This window comes from Vibrio sp. Isolate30 (assembly GCF_022397975.1).
Taxonomy (GTDB): Bacteria; Pseudomonadota; Gammaproteobacteria; order Enterobacterales; family Vibrionaceae; genus Vibrio; species Vibrio fortis.
This window is the reverse complement of record NZ_JAKEUS010000003.1, coordinates 348,197-366,443: the sequence shown is the minus strand read 5'-3', so window position 1 is coordinate 366,443 and position 18,247 is coordinate 348,197. Positions and strand designations below refer to the sequence as shown.

Here is an 18,247-nt window from a genome sequence, read left to right as displayed (position 1 = left end):
CAGATGCATTACACAAAAGTGGATGACTGACGTTACTCAGTGGATTCACTTTGACTGGCTAGTTATCGATTTGATTAAAAGCTAACCAGTCAATGTAGATTACCCTAGAATAGCCTCTGTGACTAGTTATGCTTTAATTTTGACTAAATATATTTTCTGGTCGGTCTGTTAAATATGATAAAAGTCCCAGTTATTATGAGAATGCTTGTATCGAATCTCATGGTTTTGAGAGCAAGATCGTTCTGTTATTGAGGCTATTTACAGATTTCAGCTTCAATAGGCGCACATAGATTCATAAGATCGTTGAGATCAAGGGCGATCCCAGCCATTCTCTCGCCAGAGCTGATTGTGACAATTTTATTCTGTTGCAGTGAATGATCGAAAATGATCGGCATATAACGTTTGAGTGCCAGTGGACCAACACAACCCACTTTAAACCCAGTGACCGACTCAACATCTTGTAATGATACACAGGTCATTCGACGGCAATTCAGTACGGATCGTACTTTTTTCGGGTCAATCGCTCTGTCACCCGGAGCACATGCCAACGCGTACTGATTGCCCATATCTCGAAGCAGAATGCATTTGACCATCTGAGAAGGCTCAATACCCCGAGCCTGTGCCGTCTCTTCAATCGAAGTGGTTTCTTTATCTTGCAACAGCAGGCGGTACTCCACCTGCTGTTGATCCAACCAATCTGTAATAACCGTTTTCAAAGGAAATTACTCTTCTTCCAAGCTATAAGGTAGAGGTTGGATAGTCCATTTGTGATCTGGTTGCTCTGTAAGGCGTAATTCAACGTCATCGTCCAAGTTATTCGGCAGTACAATCAGGCCAACAGCGGTGTTGTCAGAGAATTGGTAGACATTCAGAAGGCGACCAGCACCACGCCAGTTCTCGCCAACGCTGCGCTCGAGTTCAATTGCGGAATCCAATGTGAGTGGCTGCTCTGTTGTACCAGATACAATGCGCATTTCACGTTTATTCATGCCACGATACTTCGCGCGAGCAACGGTCTCTTGGCCAGTGTAACAACCCTTGCTAAAGCTGATGCCGCCAATCGCTTGTAGGTTCAGTGCTTGTGGGATGTGTTCATTCTGCTCTGCTGCAGACAGCTTTGGTTGAGCATCCATGATCTCAAAGTATTGCCACAGCGTTTCGGAAACTTTTTCAACTGAGCTACCCTCAACTAATGCTTGTGCTGCAGCAGGAGTAACAAGCAGCGCCCAACGAGAATCAGCCACTTTAACGGCACTTCCGCCTTCGATAGCACGTACATTGCCACGATCTTCAGAAAGAGTATCGACGAAGCTGTCGGCTTGTGAACCCATGATGCCAAGCACCACATCTTCAGTTTGCTCGATAGTGACCTTAGAGAATACCGCGTACTTCTTGATTTCTTGTAGCTCAACTTCAATCGCAGACTGAGGTTGTAGTAAGGCATAACCATCATTGTGGTGGAATAGGCGGAAAATGCTCCACACTTTACCCTTAGCGTCACAGTGTGCGCCTAGTGTTGACTCATCACCTGGTAGCTGGACTACATCACACGTTACTTGGCCTTGTAGGTAAGACTTTTTATCGTCGCCTACCATAGTAATCGCCCCCCAGTCAGAGATGTGCGTCATCATCACTTCTGAAAGTGTGTCATTGTACGTGTGATTAAGTGGTTGAAACGCGTTTTTCCAATCCATTTTGCCTTTCCTGAGAAATTTGATTTGTGTCTATGTTAATCCGGTTTGTTTTTTTTGTCAGCTTAGGTTTTTTTGTGAGCTGAGATAGGGACTGAGACGACTAAGGTAGTTGCAGCGCTTATGAGTTGTTACACTCGAAGAGAGAAAAACAATAGGTGAGGATAACCAATGTACACTGCAGAGCAGAAAGCACGAATTAAATGGGGCTGCCGTCGCGGTATGTTAGAGCTTGATGTAGTCATCATGCCCTTTTTTGAGGAATGTTTTGATTCATTGCAAGAGCAGGAGCAACGTGATTTTGTGTCGCTACTAGAGTGTGATGATCCCGATCTGTTTACATGGGTGATGGGGCACGGTCGTAGTGAAAACCTAGGTCACGCATCAATGGTCGACAAAATTGTTGCACACAACCTCAGCAAGGTTCGTTAAGCTCAACCTTAGCCCTTCGTATAACGCATTATTCGCAAAAGGCGCCACTCTGTGGTGCCTTTTGTTTTCTGTCATCACGTCAAATATCCCTCTTGTCGCCACTCTGTATATCTTGGTGCTTCTCTATTTTCTGATACGTGATAATCAAGTTGGTTGGCCAATCGCTGTGGGAGCTTTAGAGCTGAGAGCTAATCAAGAAATAGTGGTCAATGGAGAGATACGCGTTCTTCAATCGAGCGATACTATTTTTCGCCCTCTCTTTGTGATGTTGAAGTTCAGTGAAGGTGAGCCTGTGATCGTATGGCGCGACAGTTGCCGAGAAGCGGATTATCGTTATTTACTTGTGTGGCTCAAAAACAAAAAGGGAGCACCATGCTCCCTTTAAGTCGTTATGTTTTTGCGCCTTAGTCTTTGTTCGGCGTCAGAATCGTCGGACCGCTATCTTCAGCAAGCTCTGGGTAATCGAGCGTATAGTGCAAGCCGCGACTCTCTTTACGTTGCATCGCACAACGCACCATTAGCTCTGCGACTTGTAGAAGGTTACGCAGCTCAAGTAGGTTGTTTGATACCTTGAAGTGGCTGTAGTACTCATGAGTTTCCTGTTGCAGCATCTGAATACGACGCATAGCACGCTCAAGACGCTTATCAGTACGAACGATGCCCATGTAATCCCACATGAAGAGGCGCAGCTCATGCCAGTTGTGCTGGATAATAACTTCTTCATCACTGTTGGTTACTTGGCTTTCATCCCATGCTGGTAGCGCCGCACACAGCTGAGACTGTTCGATGTTCTCGACGATGTGTTTCGCTGCGGACCAAGCATAAACCACACACTCTAGCAATGAGTTCGACGCCATGCGGTTTGCACCGTGAAGACCTGTGTAGCTCACTTCGCCAATCGCGTAGAGGTTTTGCAGATCAGTCTGACCATCTTTATTGACCATTACGCCGCCACAAGTGTAGTGCGCAGCAGGAACAATTGGGATTGGTTCTTTAGTCATGTCGATACCCAAATCCATCAAGCGTGTATGAATCATTGGGAAATGCGCGGTAATAAACTCTTCTGGCTTATGGCTGATATCCACGTACATGCAGTCGGCACCAAGACGCTTCATCTCAAAGTCGATCGCGCGAGCCACTACGTCACGAGGAGCCAACTCACCACGCTCGTCGAAGTCTTTCATAAAGCGGGTGCCGTCAGGGCGGCGCAGATACGCACCTTCACCACGAAGTGCTTCAGTTAACAAGAAGTTACGAGCTTCTGGGTGGAATAGGCAAGTTGGGTGGAATTGGTTGAACTCAAGGTTCGCAACACGACAACCTGCACGCCAAGCGATCGCAATACCATCACCAGAAGAGACATCTGGATTGGAGGTGTACTGGTAAACTTTCGATGCACCACCAGTAGCAAGTACGACGAATTTCGCACGAACGGTTTCTACTTGCTCTTGGTTACGGTTCCAAATATAAGCACCGATAACTTTATCCTTTGAGCCACCGATTTTGTCTTCGGTGATCAAGTCGAGGGCATTATGACGCTCGAAAATCTCGATGTTTGGGTGGTTGTTAACGTTGTCCTGCAGTGAGGTCTGCATTGCCATACCGGTTGCATCTGCTGCATGTAGGATACGTCGGTGACTGTGGCCGCCTTCACGAGTCAGGTGGTATTTAGGCTGGCCTTCGGTGCTGTTTTCATCTTTATCGAAAGGCACTCCGCCATCGATTAGCCACTGCACACACTCTTTAGCGTTCTCAGCAATGAATTGAACGGTGTCTTCTTCACATAACCCAGCGCCAGCAATCTGCGTATCTTCAACGTGCGATTCAATGCTGTCCGATTCGTCAAATACGGCCGCGATACCACCTTGTGCGTAGTACGTCGATCCTTCGCTACGTGGTCCTTTGCTTAATACGATGACTTTTGCATGTTCAGCGACGCGTAAGGCTAATGACAAGCCAGCAGCACCACTCCCCACCACTAATACATCACACTGATGTTCACGGTTTGCGTTCATAAAACTTTTTAAATCCCGGGCTATAGTCGAGTTGTCCACTCTAAATTGACTTTGTCTTGTTTCAGGAGGGCTTTAACGACTGTTATACTCAGTCTCAATGAGTCCTTAAAGACAATGCAGAATCAAGATATAGACAGCTATCTAGAAATATTTAATTGCTCAATACCATTGCTTTTGCTTAAGTTTCCCCAAATTGATAGGGGTAGCTATTTTTATTACATCACATTGTGAAACAATAATGGCAAATAATTTTAAGAAAGTTGGAACTTTCCTTATTTGACCTAGTCACAATAGTGCTCATGTAGACAGTGGTGTCAATACTACATTTCGCATAATTAGTACCCATATCTGAGAAGGTAAGGGTGATAACAATAGGAGTACCCGCTCGAATGAACGAGCAGCTAACCGATCAAGTGTTGATTGAGCGAGTTCAGAGTGGAGATAAGCAAGCATTTAATCTGTTAGTGGTTAAGTATCAAAACAAAGTTTGCAATCTTATCTCTCGCTACGTGAATAATTCCGGTGATGTGGCTGATGTGGCACAGGAAGCATTTATAAAGGCTTACCGCGCGATACCAAACTTTAGAGGCGAGAGTGCCTTCTACACATGGTTGTACCGAATTGCCGTGAACACAGCAAAAAATCACATAGTTGCACAGAGCCGTAGGCCTCCTGCAACCGATGTAGATGCAGATGATGCAGAATATTTTGAAACTGGCAGCGCATTGAAAGAAATTTCGAACCCTGAGAACTTAACGCTGTCGAAAGAATTGAAAGAAGTGGTTTTCGGTGCGATTGAAGCGCTACCGGAAGACTTGAAAACTGCCATGACCTTACGTGAACTTGAAGGTTTGAGTTACGAAGAGATTGCAGAAGTAATGGATTGCCCCGTAGGAACCGTACGTTCGCGTATTTTCCGTGCTCGTGAAGCGGTGGAAAAGAAGATTAAACCTCTTTTACAGCGCTAAAACTTGTAATAATTATGGTGAAAATAATGGCTGATAAAGAAAAGCTTTCGGCACTCATGGATGGTGAAACGATCGATAAAGCTCTGATTGCAGAGTTGGAGTCCGATCAAGAAAGCAAGGATACCTGGCAGAGTTACCATTTAATCGGTGACGTTATGCGAGGCGATGCGCCAGAAACGCTAGAGTGGAACATTGCGGACAGTGTCGCTGCGGCGCTTGAGAACGAGCCTGCACACAACAAACTCGACAATGTACATTCACTGCGCCCAGAGCAGTCACAAACTGTTGCTCCAGAAGTGCAAGAAGAACAACCTAAACCTCAACAAGCCAAACGCCAAATGCCAGCTTGGCTGCAGCAGTTTGGTCAAGTCGCAGTGGCGGCTTGTGTATCGTTGGCGGTTATTTTGGGTGTTCAACAGTATGGTGGTAGCGATCCAGCCGCACCTGAAGCAGAACAACTGCCTGTACTACAAACGATCCCGTTTGCCGGTTCTGTGGAACCTGTAAGCTTTACTCGTGAATCTGTTGAGAAGCCTGCAACAGACGCTAATTTGCAAGAGCAGCGCAAACGCGTACATGCTATGTTGCAAGACTACGAGTTACAATTGAGATTAAACAACGATGCGTCAACGGATAGTGAGTCGCGTCTAGAATCGGATATTGAATGAAGAAATTCCTGGTCAGTGCACTGACACTGTTCAGCTTGATCTCTCCAAGCGCCTTTGCAGAAGAACCGTCTGCAAAGGCCTTATTGCATCAAATGAACGAGGCCAGTCAGCATTTAAATTACGAACTTTCCTACATATTGATCAAAAAGAGCAGTATTGAACCGCTCTTGTATCGTCATGCTGTCAGTGATGAGCAACAACTCGCTCACCTTGTCTATTTAAGTGGCCCTGTACGTGAAGTTATTCGACGCGGCAATGAAGTGAGCTACATCGAACCGGGTACTGAACCCTTTACGATTGAGTCTGGCAACATGGTGGCGCCTGTCATTCCGATGTTGAACAACGACATTGATATCCTAAACGAGTATTACGACTTCGTGAAGGTAGGGCGTGCGCGTGAAGCTGGTACCACGACGCAAGTATTGCGTGTAGTGCCAAAAGACGGTCTGCGATACTCCTACGTGTTGTGGGTCGATGAGAATACCAACCTTCCGCTACGAGCAGACTTGCTTGACCGTGATGGTGAAATTCTTGAGCAATACCGAACGATTTCTTACGTGGTCAATGACAAGATTGCAGAAGCGATGGCTGGGCTGAACAATGCTCAGTTACCAAAAGTTCTCTCACTGCCTGATGGTGTGGTTGGAGAAAGCGATTGGCGCGTTTCTTGGATTCCAGACGGCTTTGAAGCGAAAGAGCTAAACCGCTACCCGATGGCAACGACCAATAAGATGGTTGAAAGCCAAATGTTCAGCGATGGGCTATTTAGCTTCTCGGTTTATATCGCAGACAAAGATGAACACTCGCTAAAAGGGCAACTTGTGCGTCAAGGTCGCCGCACCTTGCATAGCCTTGTGAGCGGTGACAATGAGATCTCTGTCGTCGGTGATATTCCGCCAGCAACTGCTCAACGTATCGCACAATCGGTGCAGTTTGCTACAAACCAAGGTTCAAGCCAATGATGACCGCGTTGGCTACAGTGAGCGCCGTTGAGAAACAAGGCGCTCACTATCACGTTCAATTAAGCTGCGAGCAACAGACCAGTTGCAGCAGCTGTTCTTCTCAAAAGAGTTGCGGTACAGGTATTGTGACCAAGGCCGTTGGCAACAAGTCCCTTTTCTGGCAACTCACGACTAAGAACCTTGTGAAAGCCGGACAAATCGTCGAAATAGGCTTTCCTGAAAGGAGCTTGCTGCAGTCTGCCGCTTTGGTTTACCTAGTTCCGCTGTTTATGATGATGTTAGGTGCCGCCTTTGGTCAGCTACTCTTAGTGCCTTTACTTGGAGTAGGAGAGGGCGCAGTTATTCTGTCTGCTGCTATATTTACAGCTGGTGGTATTGCCCTTGCGAAACGTTTGGCCAAACCAATGGAAGATAAATCGAAGCAACAAGTCGTGTTGATTCGAATCCTTGGTGAGCCGCTTGTCTAATTTATGATGCGTATTGCGGTTAAATTGGGTAGAATCTGCCAACTTGATTGAAATGCCGCCACCGCAGCCTATGAAATGCGGTCGATGCGCGGCTTTCTTACCGTCCTAATTTAAAGAGTTTGTCACACCAAATTATGAAGCACATTCGTAACTTTTCGATTATCGCCCACATCGACCATGGTAAGTCGACCCTATCTGACCGTCTAATCCAAGTTTGTGGAGGATTAAGCGATCGTGAAATGGCTGCGCAAGTCCTTGATTCGATGGATCTGGAGCGTGAACGTGGCATCACTATCAAATCTCAAAGTGTGACTCTTAACTACACTGCTAAAGATGGTGAAACTTATCAATTAAACTTCATCGATACTCCAGGACACGTTGACTTCGCCTACGAAGTATCACGTTCTCTAGCGGCTTGTGAAGGTGCGCTACTGGTTGTCGATGCGGGTCAGGGTGTAGAAGCTCAGACACTAGCAAACTGTTACACAGCGATCGAAATGGATCTGGAAGTTGTGCCAATCCTAAACAAGATTGACCTACCAGCTGCAGATCCAGAGCGCGTATCTGAAGAGATCGAAGAGATCGTTGGTATCGACGCGATGGAAGCGACTCGCTGTTCTGCGAAAACAGGTATCGGTGTTGACGATGTACTAGAAAACATTGTTTCAGCAATTCCTGCTCCAGAGGGCGATCCTGACGCGCCGCTGCAAGCGCTTATCATTGACTCTTGGTTCGATAACTACCTTGGCGTTGTGTCGCTAGTGCGTATCAAGAACGGTTCTCTGAGAAAGAACGACAAGATCAAAGTAATGAGCACTGGCCAAGTTTGGGGTGTAGACCGTCTAGGTATCTTCACACCGAAACAGGTGGATACTGAAGTTCTGCAAACTGGCGAAGTAGGCTGGGTTGTTTGTGGTATTAAAGACATCCTTGGTGCACCAGTAGGTGATACGCTAACACTGGCTAAAAACGGCTGTGAAAAAGCGCTACCGGGCTTTAAGAAAGTAAAACCACAGGTATACGCAGGTCTGTTCCCAGTATCGTCTGATGACTATGAAAACTTCCGTGATGCACTAGGCAAACTAAGCCTGAACGATGCGTCACTATTCTACGAGCCAGAGAACTCTGCAGCTCTAGGTTTCGGTTTCCGTTGTGGCTTCCTTGGTATGCTGCACATGGAGATCATCCAAGAGCGTCTAGAGCGTGAATACGATCTAGATCTGATCACAACTGCGCCAACGGTAGTTTACGAAGTTGAGAAAACAGACGGCACGCTACTTTACGTAGATAGCCCAGCGAAGCTTCCTGCTATCAACGATATCGATGAGATTCGTGAGCCGATTGCTCGTTGTAATATCCTAGTTCCAGCTGACTACCTAGGTAACGTAATCACCCTGTGTGTTGAGAAACGTGGTGTTCAGGTTGATATGATTTATCACGGTAACCAAGTAGCGGTTGTTTATGACATCCCAATGGCTGAAGTGGTACTGGATTTCTTCGACCGTCTGAAATCAACATCTCGTGGCTACGCGTCACTGGATTACAACTTCCAACGCTTTGAAGCATCTAGCATGGTTCGTGTAGACGTTCTTCTAAACGGCGATACTGTTGATGCACTAGCAATGATCACGCACAAAGACCAGTCTCAGACTCGTGGTCGTCAGCTAGTAGAGAAGATGAAAGAGTTCATCCCTCGTCAGATGTTTGATATCGCAATTCAAGCGGCTATCGGTAACCACATCATCGCTCGTTCTACGGTTAAGCAACTACGTAAGAACGTTATCGCGAAATGTTACGGTGGTGACGTGAGTCGTAAGAAGAAGCTTCTGAAGAAACAGAAAGAAGGTAAGAAACGTATGAAGCAGATCGGTAATGTAGAACTGCCTCAAGAAGCGTTCTTAGCAATTCTTCACGTTGGCAAAGACTAAGCTTATCCAGCGTTAAACGAATAATTGAAAGTGAAAGGGTAGCTCGCTATTCTTTCACTTTCGTTATTTTTAAAGAAATGAAATTTAAGGGATATAAATGGCTAATACATTTTCGCTTATTTTAGTGATCGTCACCTTAGTGACTGGTGTTGTATGGGCGTTAGAAAAGTTTGTTTGGGCTAAGACGCGCCAACTGAAACTGGCTAGCGTTGCAGCTCAAACTAACGGTTTAGATGCTGAAACCAGTGCAAAAGTGACGGCTCAGCCTTGGTGGGTTGAAAATAGCGTATCCATTTTCCCAGTAATTGCATTTGTTCTGGTGCTGCGTTCATTTATCTATGAACCGTTCCAAATCCCATCAGGCTCAATGATGCCAACCCTACTTGTAGGTGACTTTATCCTAGTTGAGAAATACGCTTACGGTCTGAAAGATCCAGTATGGCGCACTCAACTGGTAGAGACTGGTAAACCAGAGCGTGGTGATTCAATCGTATTCAAATACCCGCCACAGCCAAACATTGACTACATTAAACGTGTAGTTGGCCTACCGGGGGATATGATTCGTTACAACAGTAACAAAGAGCTGTGTATTCAAACCAAAGGCACACAAGGCTGTAAACCTGTGAAGCTGAGTAACGTTGAAGAGAGCCAATTTATTCAAGATGGTGTGCCTCTGATCCAGCTTAATGAGAAGTTAGGTGAAGTCGAGCACCAAGTTTTAGTTAACCCACTGCGTCGTGACCGTGTGCAATCGTACCAACCTCGTCCGGGTGTTAACGAATGGGTCGTTCCAGAAGGGCAGTACTTTGTAATGGGTGATAACCGTGACAACAGTGCAGACAGCCGTTACTGGGGCTTTGTCCCTGAAGAAAACCTAGTAGGTAAAGCGGTTGCGATTTGGATCAGTTTTGAATTCGAGCGCGGCTCAGACAGTGTTTTACCTTCTTGGATCCCAACTGGTGTGCGTTTCAACCGCATCGGTGGCATTAATTAATCGATCACTAAATACATCGAGAGAGCATGAATTCTCCAATTGATAAACTAGAGAGAAAGATCGGCTATCAATTCAAAGATACCGATCTCATTCACCTGGCGCTGACTCACCGCAGCGCTGCAGGTAAGCACAACGAACGTCTTGAGTTTCTGGGCGATTCAATTTTAAGTTTTGTCATCGCTGATGATCTCTACCACCGTTTCCCGAAAGTAAACGAGGGTGATATGAGCCGTATGCGTGCTACTTTGGTACGTGGACATACATTGGCTGAACTAGGTCGTGAATTCGCCCTAGGAGATTACTTAAAATTAGGTCCAGGTGAGTTAAAGAGTGGCGGATTCCGTCGTGACTCTATTCTGGCTGATGCTGTCGAAGCGATCATCGGTGCTATCTACCTAGATAGCGATACTGAAACGATTCGCGGCATTATCTTAAGCTGGTACAAAACTCGCCTAGAAGCGATTCAGCCTGGTGTTTCTCAAAAAGACCCGAAAACGCGTCTGCAAGAGTTCCTGCAAGGTCGAAGAAATCCGCTACCTGTCTACACAGTGACTAATATTAAAGGTGAAGCACACAACCAAGAGTTTACGGTTGAGTGTAAAGTGGCAGGTGTGGATAAACCTGTTATCGGTAAAGGCACTAGCCGCCGCAAGGCAGAACAAGCGGCTGCTGAAACAGCATTAGAGCAACTAAGCAATGTCTGATAACAACCAAGAATTCGATATCGATGCATTCTTTGCGTCTGATAACAAAGAACCTAGCCTACCGGAAAACCAGCACTGTGGTTTCATCGCTATCGTCGGTCGTCCGAACGTAGGTAAGTCAACTCTTCTGAACCATATTCTGGGTCAAAAGATTTCGATCACATCGCGTAAACCTCAAACGACTCGTCACCGTATTATGGGGGTAGAGACGGAAGGGGATTACCAAGCGATTTACGTTGATACTCCAGGACTTCACATCGAAGAGAAGCGTGCTATCAACCGTCTGATGAACCGTGCAGCAAACAGCTCGTTGAGCGATGTTAACTTGGTACTTTTCCTCGTTGACGGTACGCACTGGACTGACGACGATGAGATGGTACTAACCAAGCTGAAGAAAGCGAACTTCCCTGTTGTGTTGTGTGTGAACAAAGTCGATAACGTTCAAGATCGTAACGACGTGATGCTGCATATGATGGAAGTGTCTAAGAAGATGGACTTCATCGATGTTGTGCCAATTTCGGCAAAACACGGTAAGAACACAGATGTGCTGCGCAAGCATGTTCGTGAGCACCTACCGAAAGCGACACACCACTTCCCTGAAGAGTACGTGACAGACCGTTCTCAACGCTTCATGGCGTCAGAGATCATTCGTGAAAAGCTAATGCGTTTTACGGGCGATGAACTGCCTTACTCAGTAACGGTTGAGATCGAGCGCTTTGACTACAATCCAGATAACGATGGCTTCCACATCAATGCACTTATCTTAGTTGAGCGCAGTGGCCAGAAGAAGATGGTCATTGGTAAAGGCGGCGAGAAGATCAAGACAATTGGTCGTGAAGCTCGTCTGGATATGGAAGAGCTATTCGGTCGTAAAGTATTCCTAGAAACTTGGGTTAAAGTGAAGTCTGGTTGGGCTGACGATGAGCGTGCACTGCGTTCATTGGGCTACATCGACGACTTATAACCCGCAAGAGGCGCAAGCGCTTCGCTCCGGGTCAAAACCATTATAAAAGGAGCCAACTAGGCTCCTTTTTTCTATTTAGAAGGTGATATGTCTTCAGAAGGGTTACAGCGCTGCTTTGTACTACATCGCAGACCATACAGTGAATCTAGCCTGATCTTAGATGTGTTCAGTGAAGAGTTCGGACGAATGACACTGATGTCTAAAGGGGCACGCAGTAAGCGTTCCAACCTCAAGGGAGCGCTGCAGCCGTTTACCCCGCTGCTGCTGAAATGGTCTGGCAATGGCTCAATGAAAACACTGCGCCAAGCGGAACCGATCAGCCTTGGCTTGCCATTAACTGGGATTAACCTCTATTCCGCTATGTATGTGAATGAATTAATCGGGCGAGTTTTAATGGCAGAAGTGCCGATGCCCGCACTTTTTCATGATTATCTTAATGCTTTAACAGAACTGGCGCATAATGAGAACCCAGAGCCTGCATTGCGACGCTTTGAACTCGCTCTATTATCGGCAATGGGCTACGGCGTTGATTTTCTACACTGTGCCGGTACCGGAGAACCTATTGATCCGACAATGACTTATCGCTATCGCGAGCAGAAGGGGTTTATCGCCTCGGTGCGTCGTGACAACCTGACCTTCATGGGCGATGAACTGATAGCGATCAGTGAACGTAGATTTATAACGAAAGAGCAGTTAAAAGCGGCAAAACGCTTTACACGCATAGCCTTAAAGCCGTATCTTGGCGGCAAACCATTAAAAAGTAGAGAGCTGTTTATGCCACAAATAGGTCTCTCTAGAGCACGGAGTATTGGAAAATGAGCTCAATCCTTTTAGGCATTAATATCGACCACGTTGCAACCCTACGTAATGCGCGTGGCACTCAATACCCAGATCCAGTTCATGCTGCAGAGATTGCTGAGCGTGCAGGTGCAGACGGTATTACTATTCACCTACGTGAAGACCGTCGTCATATCCTTGACCGTGATGTTCGTATTCTGGCTGAAACTATTCAGACGCGCATGAACCTAGAAATGGCCGTCACTGATGAGATGGTTCAGATTGCACTAGATACTAAGCCTGAGTTTGTTTGCCTTGTTCCTGAAAAGCGTGAAGAGCTAACAACTGAAGGTGGTTTGGATGTCGTTGGTCAACTTGAGAAAGTAAAAGCAGCGACGCAAAAGTTAACTGAAGCGGGCATTAAAGTGTCGTTATTCATTGATGCAGACCGCGAGCAAATTGATGCTGCGAAAGCATGTGGTGCGCCATTCATCGAGCTGCACACAGGTCACTACGCAGAAGCGAAGACTGAAGAAGATCAACAAGATGAGTTGAAGAAAATCGCAGCGGGCGCAAGCTACGCAGACGACCTAGGCATCACTGTGAATGCAGGTCATGGTCTGACTTACCACAACGTAGCGCCAATCGCTGCTCTGCCTGAGATCTACGAGTTGAACATTGGTCACTCAGTGATTGGTCGTGCCGTATTTGATGGTCTAGCGAAAGCGGTATCAGATATGAAAGCGGTAATGGAAAACGCGCGTAACAACGCTTAATTGATAATAATTGAAAGGTTAAAGAGTCATGGCAGTGGTTGGCCTTGGTACAGACATCGCAGAGATTGAGCGAGTTGAAAAGGCATTAGCACGCAGTGGCGCAGCCTTTGCGGAGCGTATCTTAAGTGAGGTGGAGCTTGAACAGTTTCACTCTTTGAAGCAGAAAGGGCGCTTTTTAGCTAAGCGCTTTGCCGCCAAAGAGGCCGCTTCAAAGGCATTAGGTACGGGTATCGCAATGGGTGTGACCTTTCATGATTTTCAGGTCGCGAACGATGAGCATGGTAAGCCAGTTCTTACCTTGCACAATAAAGCGAAAGAGTTAGCCGCAAGTATTGGTGTTAACTCTATCCACATCACCATTTCAGATGAGCGCCACTACGCGGTAGCAACGGTGTTGTTCGAGTCTTAAGATCGCGCTAAGCCTTGAAAATTACATAATAAAAAGCAGAGCCACTGGCTCTGCTTTTTTGGTTTTAGCTACTTAATATTTTGTGAGAGTCGAGTGCTAACTCGGCTGAATTGGTGTTAGGTAGTGAATAGCCGTGGCCTGCACCTTATCTAGCTCATCCTGAAGTTCGAACAGCTCTGGTTCGATATCTTCTATTTGAGTGCCCGAGCGCAGCTCCTTCTCTATGGTGGCACACACTGCTTTGAGTCTTGGTACGCCGCTGTATGAGCTGCTACCGTGCATCTTGTGAATGATGTGTATCAGCTCATCGACTGGGTAATCAGGCTCTTCAATGGCTTTCTCTGCTGCGTCATATACTTCTGGGATAAAGTCAACCAACATCTGCAGCATGTCGCGTGCAAGGTCTTCTTTATTCGCTGCCTGTTTAAGTGCGGCTTGCCAATCAATGATGATGTTTTTGTGTTGGCTACTTTCACTTTCGATAGCGTGGCTCTCAACCTCTACGCCAACGGCAGGGTGCTCAGGGTCGATCTTTTCCACATTCTCCACTTCGGACTCTGGGCTCCAGTGGATCAGAACTTGTTGCAATACATGTTCTTCAATCGGTTTGGTCAGGTAATCATCCATACCTGCAGCAAGTAAGCGATCGCGCTCGCCACTCATGGCGTGGGCTGTTACGGCAATCACAGGTGTATTGGCGTTGTTTTCTAGCTCTTTAATGTGCTTACACGCGGTCACACCATCCATTTGTGGCATTTGGATATCCATGAAGATGATATCGAATGTCTGCTCTGTCGCTCGGTCAATCGCTTGTTGGCCATTAGTACAGCTGACGACCGTCTCCACACGTTCCTGCAGTAGTGCGGTAATCAGTTTTAAGTTTGCTGGGTTGTCATCGACTGCCATGACCGTCAGTGGCAACTTCTCGTCACTGTGCGTCTCAATGACTGGCGCGTTGAGCAGTGGTGCTTGGTTAGAAACCAGAGTTTGCAGCAGCTTCTTACGAGACAACGGTTTGGTAATGCACTGTACATCGACATTTTTCATCAGCTGCTCACCCAATGCCAATTCTGTACTTGGGGTGCCAATGATAACGTTTTGCGAGATCTCCCTAGCGCGGTTTGCCCATTGCTGAACCACTTCTAATTCATAGTCTTGGTTCGCTGCAAGGTTTAGGAGAACGTAATCGTAGCTGGTTGATTCCTCTGGCATCACCGAACGGTAGGTCACCACCAACCCTTCTTGAGTTAGGACTTGCTGAGTGATTGATGCCGCTTGCATGTTTGGTTCGATCAATAGCAGCTGCTTCTCTTGCAGACACTGCGTCTCGATCAGTTCCGTCATCGGCATATCAGTTGTTGATAGCCTTAGCGTGAACCAGAATGTTGAACCTTGGTGCAGGCGACTGGTTAGACTGATCTCGCCGCCCATCTGGCTCACCAGCTTTTGGGTGATAACTAGACCTAAGCCAGTACCGCCATAGCGACGTGAGATACTCGCATCTGCTTGGCTGAAGGCTTGGAACAGTTGTGCTTGCTGACGCTCAGAGATACCGATACCCGTATCGCGCACCATGAACTGTAGCTCGATGTTATCTTCTGATTGAGAGCGTAGTTCAACGCTGATATCGATGTTACCGCGCTCGGTAAACTTGATAGAGTTACCTACTAGGTTAGTCAGAATTTGTTGGATACGTAGCGGGTCACCAACAAGACCTGCAGGTACTTTCGGGTCGACTTTCAGAGTGAGCTCAAGGCCTTTCTCATGAGCATTAGTGGCTTGCAGGTTCACTACTTCTTCAAGGCTAGATTGGAACTCGAACGGGATGTTCTCTAGTGCCAGTTTACCTGCTTCGAGTTTCGAGAAATCAAGGATATCGTTAATGATGCTCAATAGGTTATTGGCTGAGCGCTCAATGGTTTGTAGGTAATCGGTCTGACTGGTAGACAAGTGTGTTTTTAGCATCTGACGAGTAAAGCCAATCACTCCATTCAGTGGTGTTCTTAGCTCGTGTGACATGTTGGCTAAGAACTCTGATTTCACGCGAGCCGCTTCTTGTGCACGCTTCTTCGCGATATCTAATTCAACGTTCTGAATCTCTAACTGCTCGAGAGTTTCACGTAAATCGGATGTCGCTTGGTCAATGCTGTGCTGCATCTCAACGTGGTACTCCGACAGTGACACCGCCATCGCGTTGATACCGTTCTTTAGTGAGTCTAACTCACCGTGCATTTTACCTTCGATACGTACATCTAGGTGACCACGACGAATTCGGTCAACCATATTCTTCATGTGTGTGATCGGCTGGGTGACGTCGTGCATGAGACGGAACGCAAACACCCCCGATAAACCAAGACCTAAAATAAGCACCAGGAATGCTGAGAAGATCTCTTGGTACTGCTGTAAACGCAGTGAAGAAAGGTCTAGCTCGATAGCGATGTAACCGACAGCCTGATTCGCTTGAGATTGCCCGTTAGCAGAGTTCATGAACTGACCTTCGGCAATAATAGGAGTTCTTAAAATCAGCGTATTATCGAGTAACTTCGACGAACTAAGATGCGGGATAGGTTTATCTTTTGGATAAGTCAGACTTTCAAAGTCAGGGTGGAAGTTTGAGGTTACAAACAGCTCATGACGCTCATCGAACACCGCGATACTGCGCACCAATTTCGAGTTCTTGCGGTGGGCGTAACTGATTAACTGACGAACCGACTCTCGACTCTCTAATTGCATGCCAGACTCACTTGCAATCGCAAGAGGTTCTATAATGCTGGTACCTGTGTTGACAACTTGTCCTTCGAGGTCTTGATAGCGGTTAAATGAGAAGAATGCACTCAATAACAACCCTATAATCAGGGTCGGAGCTAGAGTTAGGGTAATTACACGGGCTCTCAAGCCATATCTGGTCATGTTCTTTAATTACATCGAGGTCTGGATATGGGAAAATAACGCACACAATGGTGGCTAAGTGAACGGTAAGCTTAATCAAAGCCGCCACGTTCGACAATGATTCCAAGGCATAATAGTGAGTCCTGGATACAAATAAATGATTAAAAGATAGTTTAGGCACAAGCAATGGCACGTTTTTTTCAACCAAAAAAGAAAACTCAATTCGAGACCAAGCATCAATCGGTTTTGGTTGAACGAATGGATCACAATGGCGCAGGTATCGCATATCAGAAAAACAAACCTGTGTTTATTGATGGCGCGCTGCCAGGCGAGCAAGTCGTGATTCAACTAACGGAAAGCAAAAGTAAGTTTGCTCGTGCGAAACTGATCAAACTCTTAAAGCCAAGTGAACAGCGACTGAAGCCTTTCTGTAAGCACTTTAATCAGTGTGGCGGTTGTCATTTACAACATATGGATTACGCATCGCAAGTGGAGCATAAGGGACAATCGCTTAGCCACTTGATGAATCAGTACCAAACGCCAACCACCGAAATAGCTGAGCCAATTACTGGCCCGCAGGTGGGGTATCGTCGTCGTGCGCGCGTCAGCCTGTTTATGGATAGAAAGAATCAACAGCTGCAGTTTGGCTTTCGTAAAAAACAGAGCAAACACATCGAGAACGTGACGGACTGTGCGGTACTAGAGCCAAGCTTGAATGCACTACTACCAAAACTGAAAGCGCTACTTGATACCTTTAGCCAGCCGATGAACCTAGGTCACGTAGAGTTGGTTCTGTCTGACAAAGGCCCTGTGATTGTGCTGCGTCATCTTAAACCGCTAGCGGACAAAGACCAGCAAGCGCTTATCGATTTAGCGACAGAGCAGGGTGCAATCTTGTATTCAATGCCAGAAACGGATCAGCTGATTCGTTTAGTGGGTGAGGCGCCGACATACAGTGAAACAGGCGTTACGCTGCCGTTTGAGCCGAATCACTTTATTCAAGTGAATCAACAAGTGAATCAGAAGATGGTGGCACAAGCGATTGAATGGTTGAATCCACAAGCTGATGAGCGTGTTCTCGATCTATTTTGTGGCTTAGGTAACTTCAGTTTGCCTATCGCAAAACAATCGGCGCTGGTGGTTGGTGTCGAAGGTGTCGATGAAATGGTAAAACAAGCAACGAGTAATGCCGAAATCAATCAGCTTGGCAACGCGACTTTTTACCAAGCGAACCTAGAGGAAGAGCTCTCTTCTCAGCCGTGGGCGAAAGAGAAATTCGATAAGGTGTTGCTTGATCCAGCACGTGCCGGAGCAAGTGGGATCGTCGACCAAATTTCAGCGCTAGGGGCTAAGAGCGTGGTTTATGTTTCATGTAATCCTGCTACTCTAGCTAGAGACACGGCAAGCTTGCAAAATCAAGGTTATCAAATGGTCAAAATGGGTATGTTAGACATGTTTCCGCATACCAGTCATTTGGAATCTATGGCACTATTTGTCAAAGAGAATTCATAAAACGAAAAGGCGTATAAGAAACGTCTTATTACCAGTATGAGTCGAACTAACTTGGACGCGGTTAGTCATACTGAGTTGGGTATAAAACATA

At 46.5% G+C, this 18,247-nt stretch carries 17 protein-coding genes; 13 read left to right on the top strand and 4 right to left on the bottom strand.

Annotated elements, in window-relative coordinates:
* Positions 1-254: 254 nt before the first annotated feature.
* Both L1D60_RS11855 and ygfZ read right to left on the bottom strand, forming a co-directional pair.
* Positions 255-716 (bottom strand): YbaK/EbsC family protein, encoded by a 462-nt coding sequence (locus tag L1D60_RS11855; protein WP_239841249.1) that lies wholly within the window; start codon positions 714-716, stop codon positions 255-257.
* 6 nt (positions 717-722) lie between these two features.
* A complete protein-coding gene (gene ygfZ, locus L1D60_RS11850) occupies positions 723-1,694 on the bottom strand; it encodes a tRNA-modifying protein YgfZ (protein WP_239841248.1) in 972 nt (323 codons plus the stop codon).
* A gap of 168 nt (positions 1,695-1,862) precedes the next feature.
* On the opposite strand from ygfZ, the gene L1D60_RS11845 reads away from it, so the two are divergent.
* Positions 1,863-2,123, top strand: coding sequence for a succinate dehydrogenase assembly factor 2 (locus tag L1D60_RS11845; RefSeq protein ID WP_032549815.1), 261 nt, complete (start codon positions 1,863-1,865; stop codon positions 2,121-2,123).
* A 404-nt stretch (positions 2,124-2,527) separates the two neighbouring features.
* Here L1D60_RS11845 and nadB read toward each other — a convergent pair whose 3' ends face one another.
* Positions 2,528-4,138, bottom strand: a complete 1,611-nt coding sequence (nadB, locus tag L1D60_RS11840; protein WP_239841247.1) for an L-aspartate oxidase — start codon at positions 4,136-4,138, stop codon at positions 2,528-2,530.
* Between the two features lie 389 nt (positions 4,139-4,527).
* On the opposite strand from nadB, the gene rpoE reads away from it, so the two are divergent.
* The 11 genes from rpoE (at position 4,528) to acpS (ending at position 13,755) form a co-directional block, all read left to right on the top strand.
* On the top strand, positions 4,528-5,106 hold the full coding sequence (rpoE, locus tag L1D60_RS11835; protein WP_032549813.1) for an RNA polymerase sigma factor RpoE: 579 nt from the start codon (positions 4,528-4,530) through the stop codon (positions 5,104-5,106).
* Positions 5,107-5,132: 26 nt separating this feature from the next.
* Positions 5,133-5,774, top strand: a complete 642-nt coding sequence (locus L1D60_RS11830) for an RseA family anti-sigma factor (protein ID WP_239841246.1) — start codon at positions 5,133-5,135, stop codon at positions 5,772-5,774.
* Complete coding sequence (rseB, locus tag L1D60_RS11825) at positions 5,771-6,736, top strand: sigma-E factor regulatory protein RseB (protein WP_239841245.1); 966 nt, start codon at positions 5,771-5,773, stop codon at positions 6,734-6,736. Before L1D60_RS11830 ends, rseB begins: the two co-directional genes overlap by 4 nt.
* Positions 6,733-7,203 (top strand): SoxR reducing system RseC family protein, encoded by a 471-nt coding sequence (locus L1D60_RS11820; RefSeq protein WP_239841244.1) that lies wholly within the window; start codon positions 6,733-6,735, stop codon positions 7,201-7,203. The genes rseB and L1D60_RS11820 overlap by 4 nt, the downstream gene beginning before the upstream one ends.
* Before the next feature lie 134 nt (positions 7,204-7,337).
* On the top strand, positions 7,338-9,131 hold the full coding sequence (gene lepA, locus L1D60_RS11815) for a translation elongation factor 4 (protein ID WP_239841243.1): 1,794 nt from the start codon (positions 7,338-7,340) through the stop codon (positions 9,129-9,131).
* A gap of 97 nt (positions 9,132-9,228) precedes the next feature.
* A complete protein-coding gene (gene lepB / locus L1D60_RS11810) occupies positions 9,229-10,125 on the top strand; it encodes a signal peptidase I (protein ID WP_239841242.1) in 897 nt (298 codons plus the stop codon).
* Between the two features lie 26 nt (positions 10,126-10,151).
* Complete coding sequence (gene rnc / locus L1D60_RS11805; RefSeq protein ID WP_032549805.1) at positions 10,152-10,829, top strand: ribonuclease III; 678 nt, start codon at positions 10,152-10,154, stop codon at positions 10,827-10,829.
* Positions 10,822-11,793 carry a GTPase Era gene (gene era / locus L1D60_RS11800; protein ID WP_239841241.1) on the top strand — a complete coding sequence of 324 codons (972 nt, stop codon included), beginning with the start codon at positions 10,822-10,824 and terminating at the stop codon, positions 11,791-11,793. The genes rnc and era overlap by 8 nt, the downstream gene beginning before the upstream one ends.
* 87 nt (positions 11,794-11,880) lie before the next feature.
* Positions 11,881-12,612, top strand: a complete 732-nt coding sequence (recO, locus tag L1D60_RS11795) for a DNA repair protein RecO (RefSeq protein WP_032549802.1) — start codon at positions 11,881-11,883, stop codon at positions 12,610-12,612.
* A complete protein-coding gene (gene pdxJ / locus L1D60_RS11790) occupies positions 12,609-13,346 on the top strand; it encodes a pyridoxine 5'-phosphate synthase (protein WP_239841240.1) in 738 nt (245 codons plus the stop codon). Before recO ends, pdxJ begins: the two co-directional genes overlap by 4 nt.
* Positions 13,347-13,374: 28 nt before the next feature.
* A complete protein-coding gene (gene acpS / locus L1D60_RS11785) occupies positions 13,375-13,755 on the top strand; it encodes a holo-ACP synthase (RefSeq protein ID WP_032549800.1) in 381 nt (126 codons plus the stop codon).
* A gap of 96 nt (positions 13,756-13,851) precedes the next feature.
* On the opposite strand, the gene barA is transcribed toward acpS, so the two are convergent.
* Positions 13,852-16,665 carry a two-component sensor histidine kinase BarA gene (barA, locus tag L1D60_RS11780; protein WP_239841239.1) on the bottom strand — a complete coding sequence of 938 codons (2,814 nt, stop codon included), beginning with the start codon at positions 16,663-16,665 and terminating at the stop codon, positions 13,852-13,854.
* A 165-nt stretch (positions 16,666-16,830) separates the two neighbouring features.
* On the opposite strand from barA, the gene rlmD reads away from it, so the two are divergent.
* Positions 16,831-18,156: a 23S rRNA (uracil(1939)-C(5))-methyltransferase RlmD gene (gene rlmD / locus L1D60_RS11775; RefSeq protein WP_239841238.1), complete on the top strand. Its 1,326-nt coding sequence runs from the start codon at positions 16,831-16,833 to the stop codon at positions 18,154-18,156.
* The last annotated feature ends 91 nt before the right edge of the window (positions 18,157-18,247 follow it).

Excerpts from the sequence above, each read along its gene's own strand:
- ygfZ (WP_239841248.1), bottom strand. The coding sequence starts at position 1,694 with ATGGATTGGAAAAACGCGTTTCAACCACTTAATCACACGTACAATGAC.
- recO (WP_032549802.1), top strand. The coding sequence starts at position 11,881 with ATGTCTTCAGAAGGGTTACAGCGCTGCTTTGTACTACATCGCAGACCA.
- era (WP_239841241.1), top strand. The coding sequence starts at position 10,822 with ATGTCTGATAACAACCAAGAATTCGATATCGATGCATTCTTTGCGTCT.
- rseB (WP_239841245.1), top strand. The coding sequence starts at position 5,771 with ATGAAGAAATTCCTGGTCAGTGCACTGACACTGTTCAGCTTGATCTCT.
- L1D60_RS11830 (WP_239841246.1), top strand. The coding sequence starts at position 5,133 with ATGGCTGATAAAGAAAAGCTTTCGGCACTCATGGATGGTGAAACGATC.
- rnc (WP_032549805.1), top strand. The coding sequence starts at position 10,152 with ATGAATTCTCCAATTGATAAACTAGAGAGAAAGATCGGCTATCAATTC.
- pdxJ (WP_239841240.1), top strand. The coding sequence starts at position 12,609 with ATGAGCTCAATCCTTTTAGGCATTAATATCGACCACGTTGCAACCCTA.
- acpS (WP_032549800.1), top strand. The coding sequence starts at position 13,375 with ATGGCAGTGGTTGGCCTTGGTACAGACATCGCAGAGATTGAGCGAGTT.
- barA (WP_239841239.1), bottom strand. The coding sequence starts at position 16,665 with ATGACCAGATATGGCTTGAGAGCCCGTGTAATTACCCTAACTCTAGCT.
- lepA (WP_239841243.1), top strand. The coding sequence starts at position 7,338 with ATGAAGCACATTCGTAACTTTTCGATTATCGCCCACATCGACCATGGT.
- lepB (WP_239841242.1), top strand. The coding sequence starts at position 9,229 with ATGGCTAATACATTTTCGCTTATTTTAGTGATCGTCACCTTAGTGACT.
- rpoE (WP_032549813.1), top strand. The coding sequence starts at position 4,528 with ATGAACGAGCAGCTAACCGATCAAGTGTTGATTGAGCGAGTTCAGAGT.
- L1D60_RS11820 (WP_239841244.1), top strand. The coding sequence starts at position 6,733 with ATGATGACCGCGTTGGCTACAGTGAGCGCCGTTGAGAAACAAGGCGCT.
- L1D60_RS11845 (WP_032549815.1), top strand. The coding sequence starts at position 1,863 with ATGTACACTGCAGAGCAGAAAGCACGAATTAAATGGGGCTGCCGTCGC.
- rlmD (WP_239841238.1), top strand. The coding sequence starts at position 16,831 with ATGGCACGTTTTTTTCAACCAAAAAAGAAAACTCAATTCGAGACCAAG.
- nadB (WP_239841247.1), bottom strand. The coding sequence starts at position 4,138 with ATGAACGCAAACCGTGAACATCAGTGTGATGTATTAGTGGTGGGGAGT.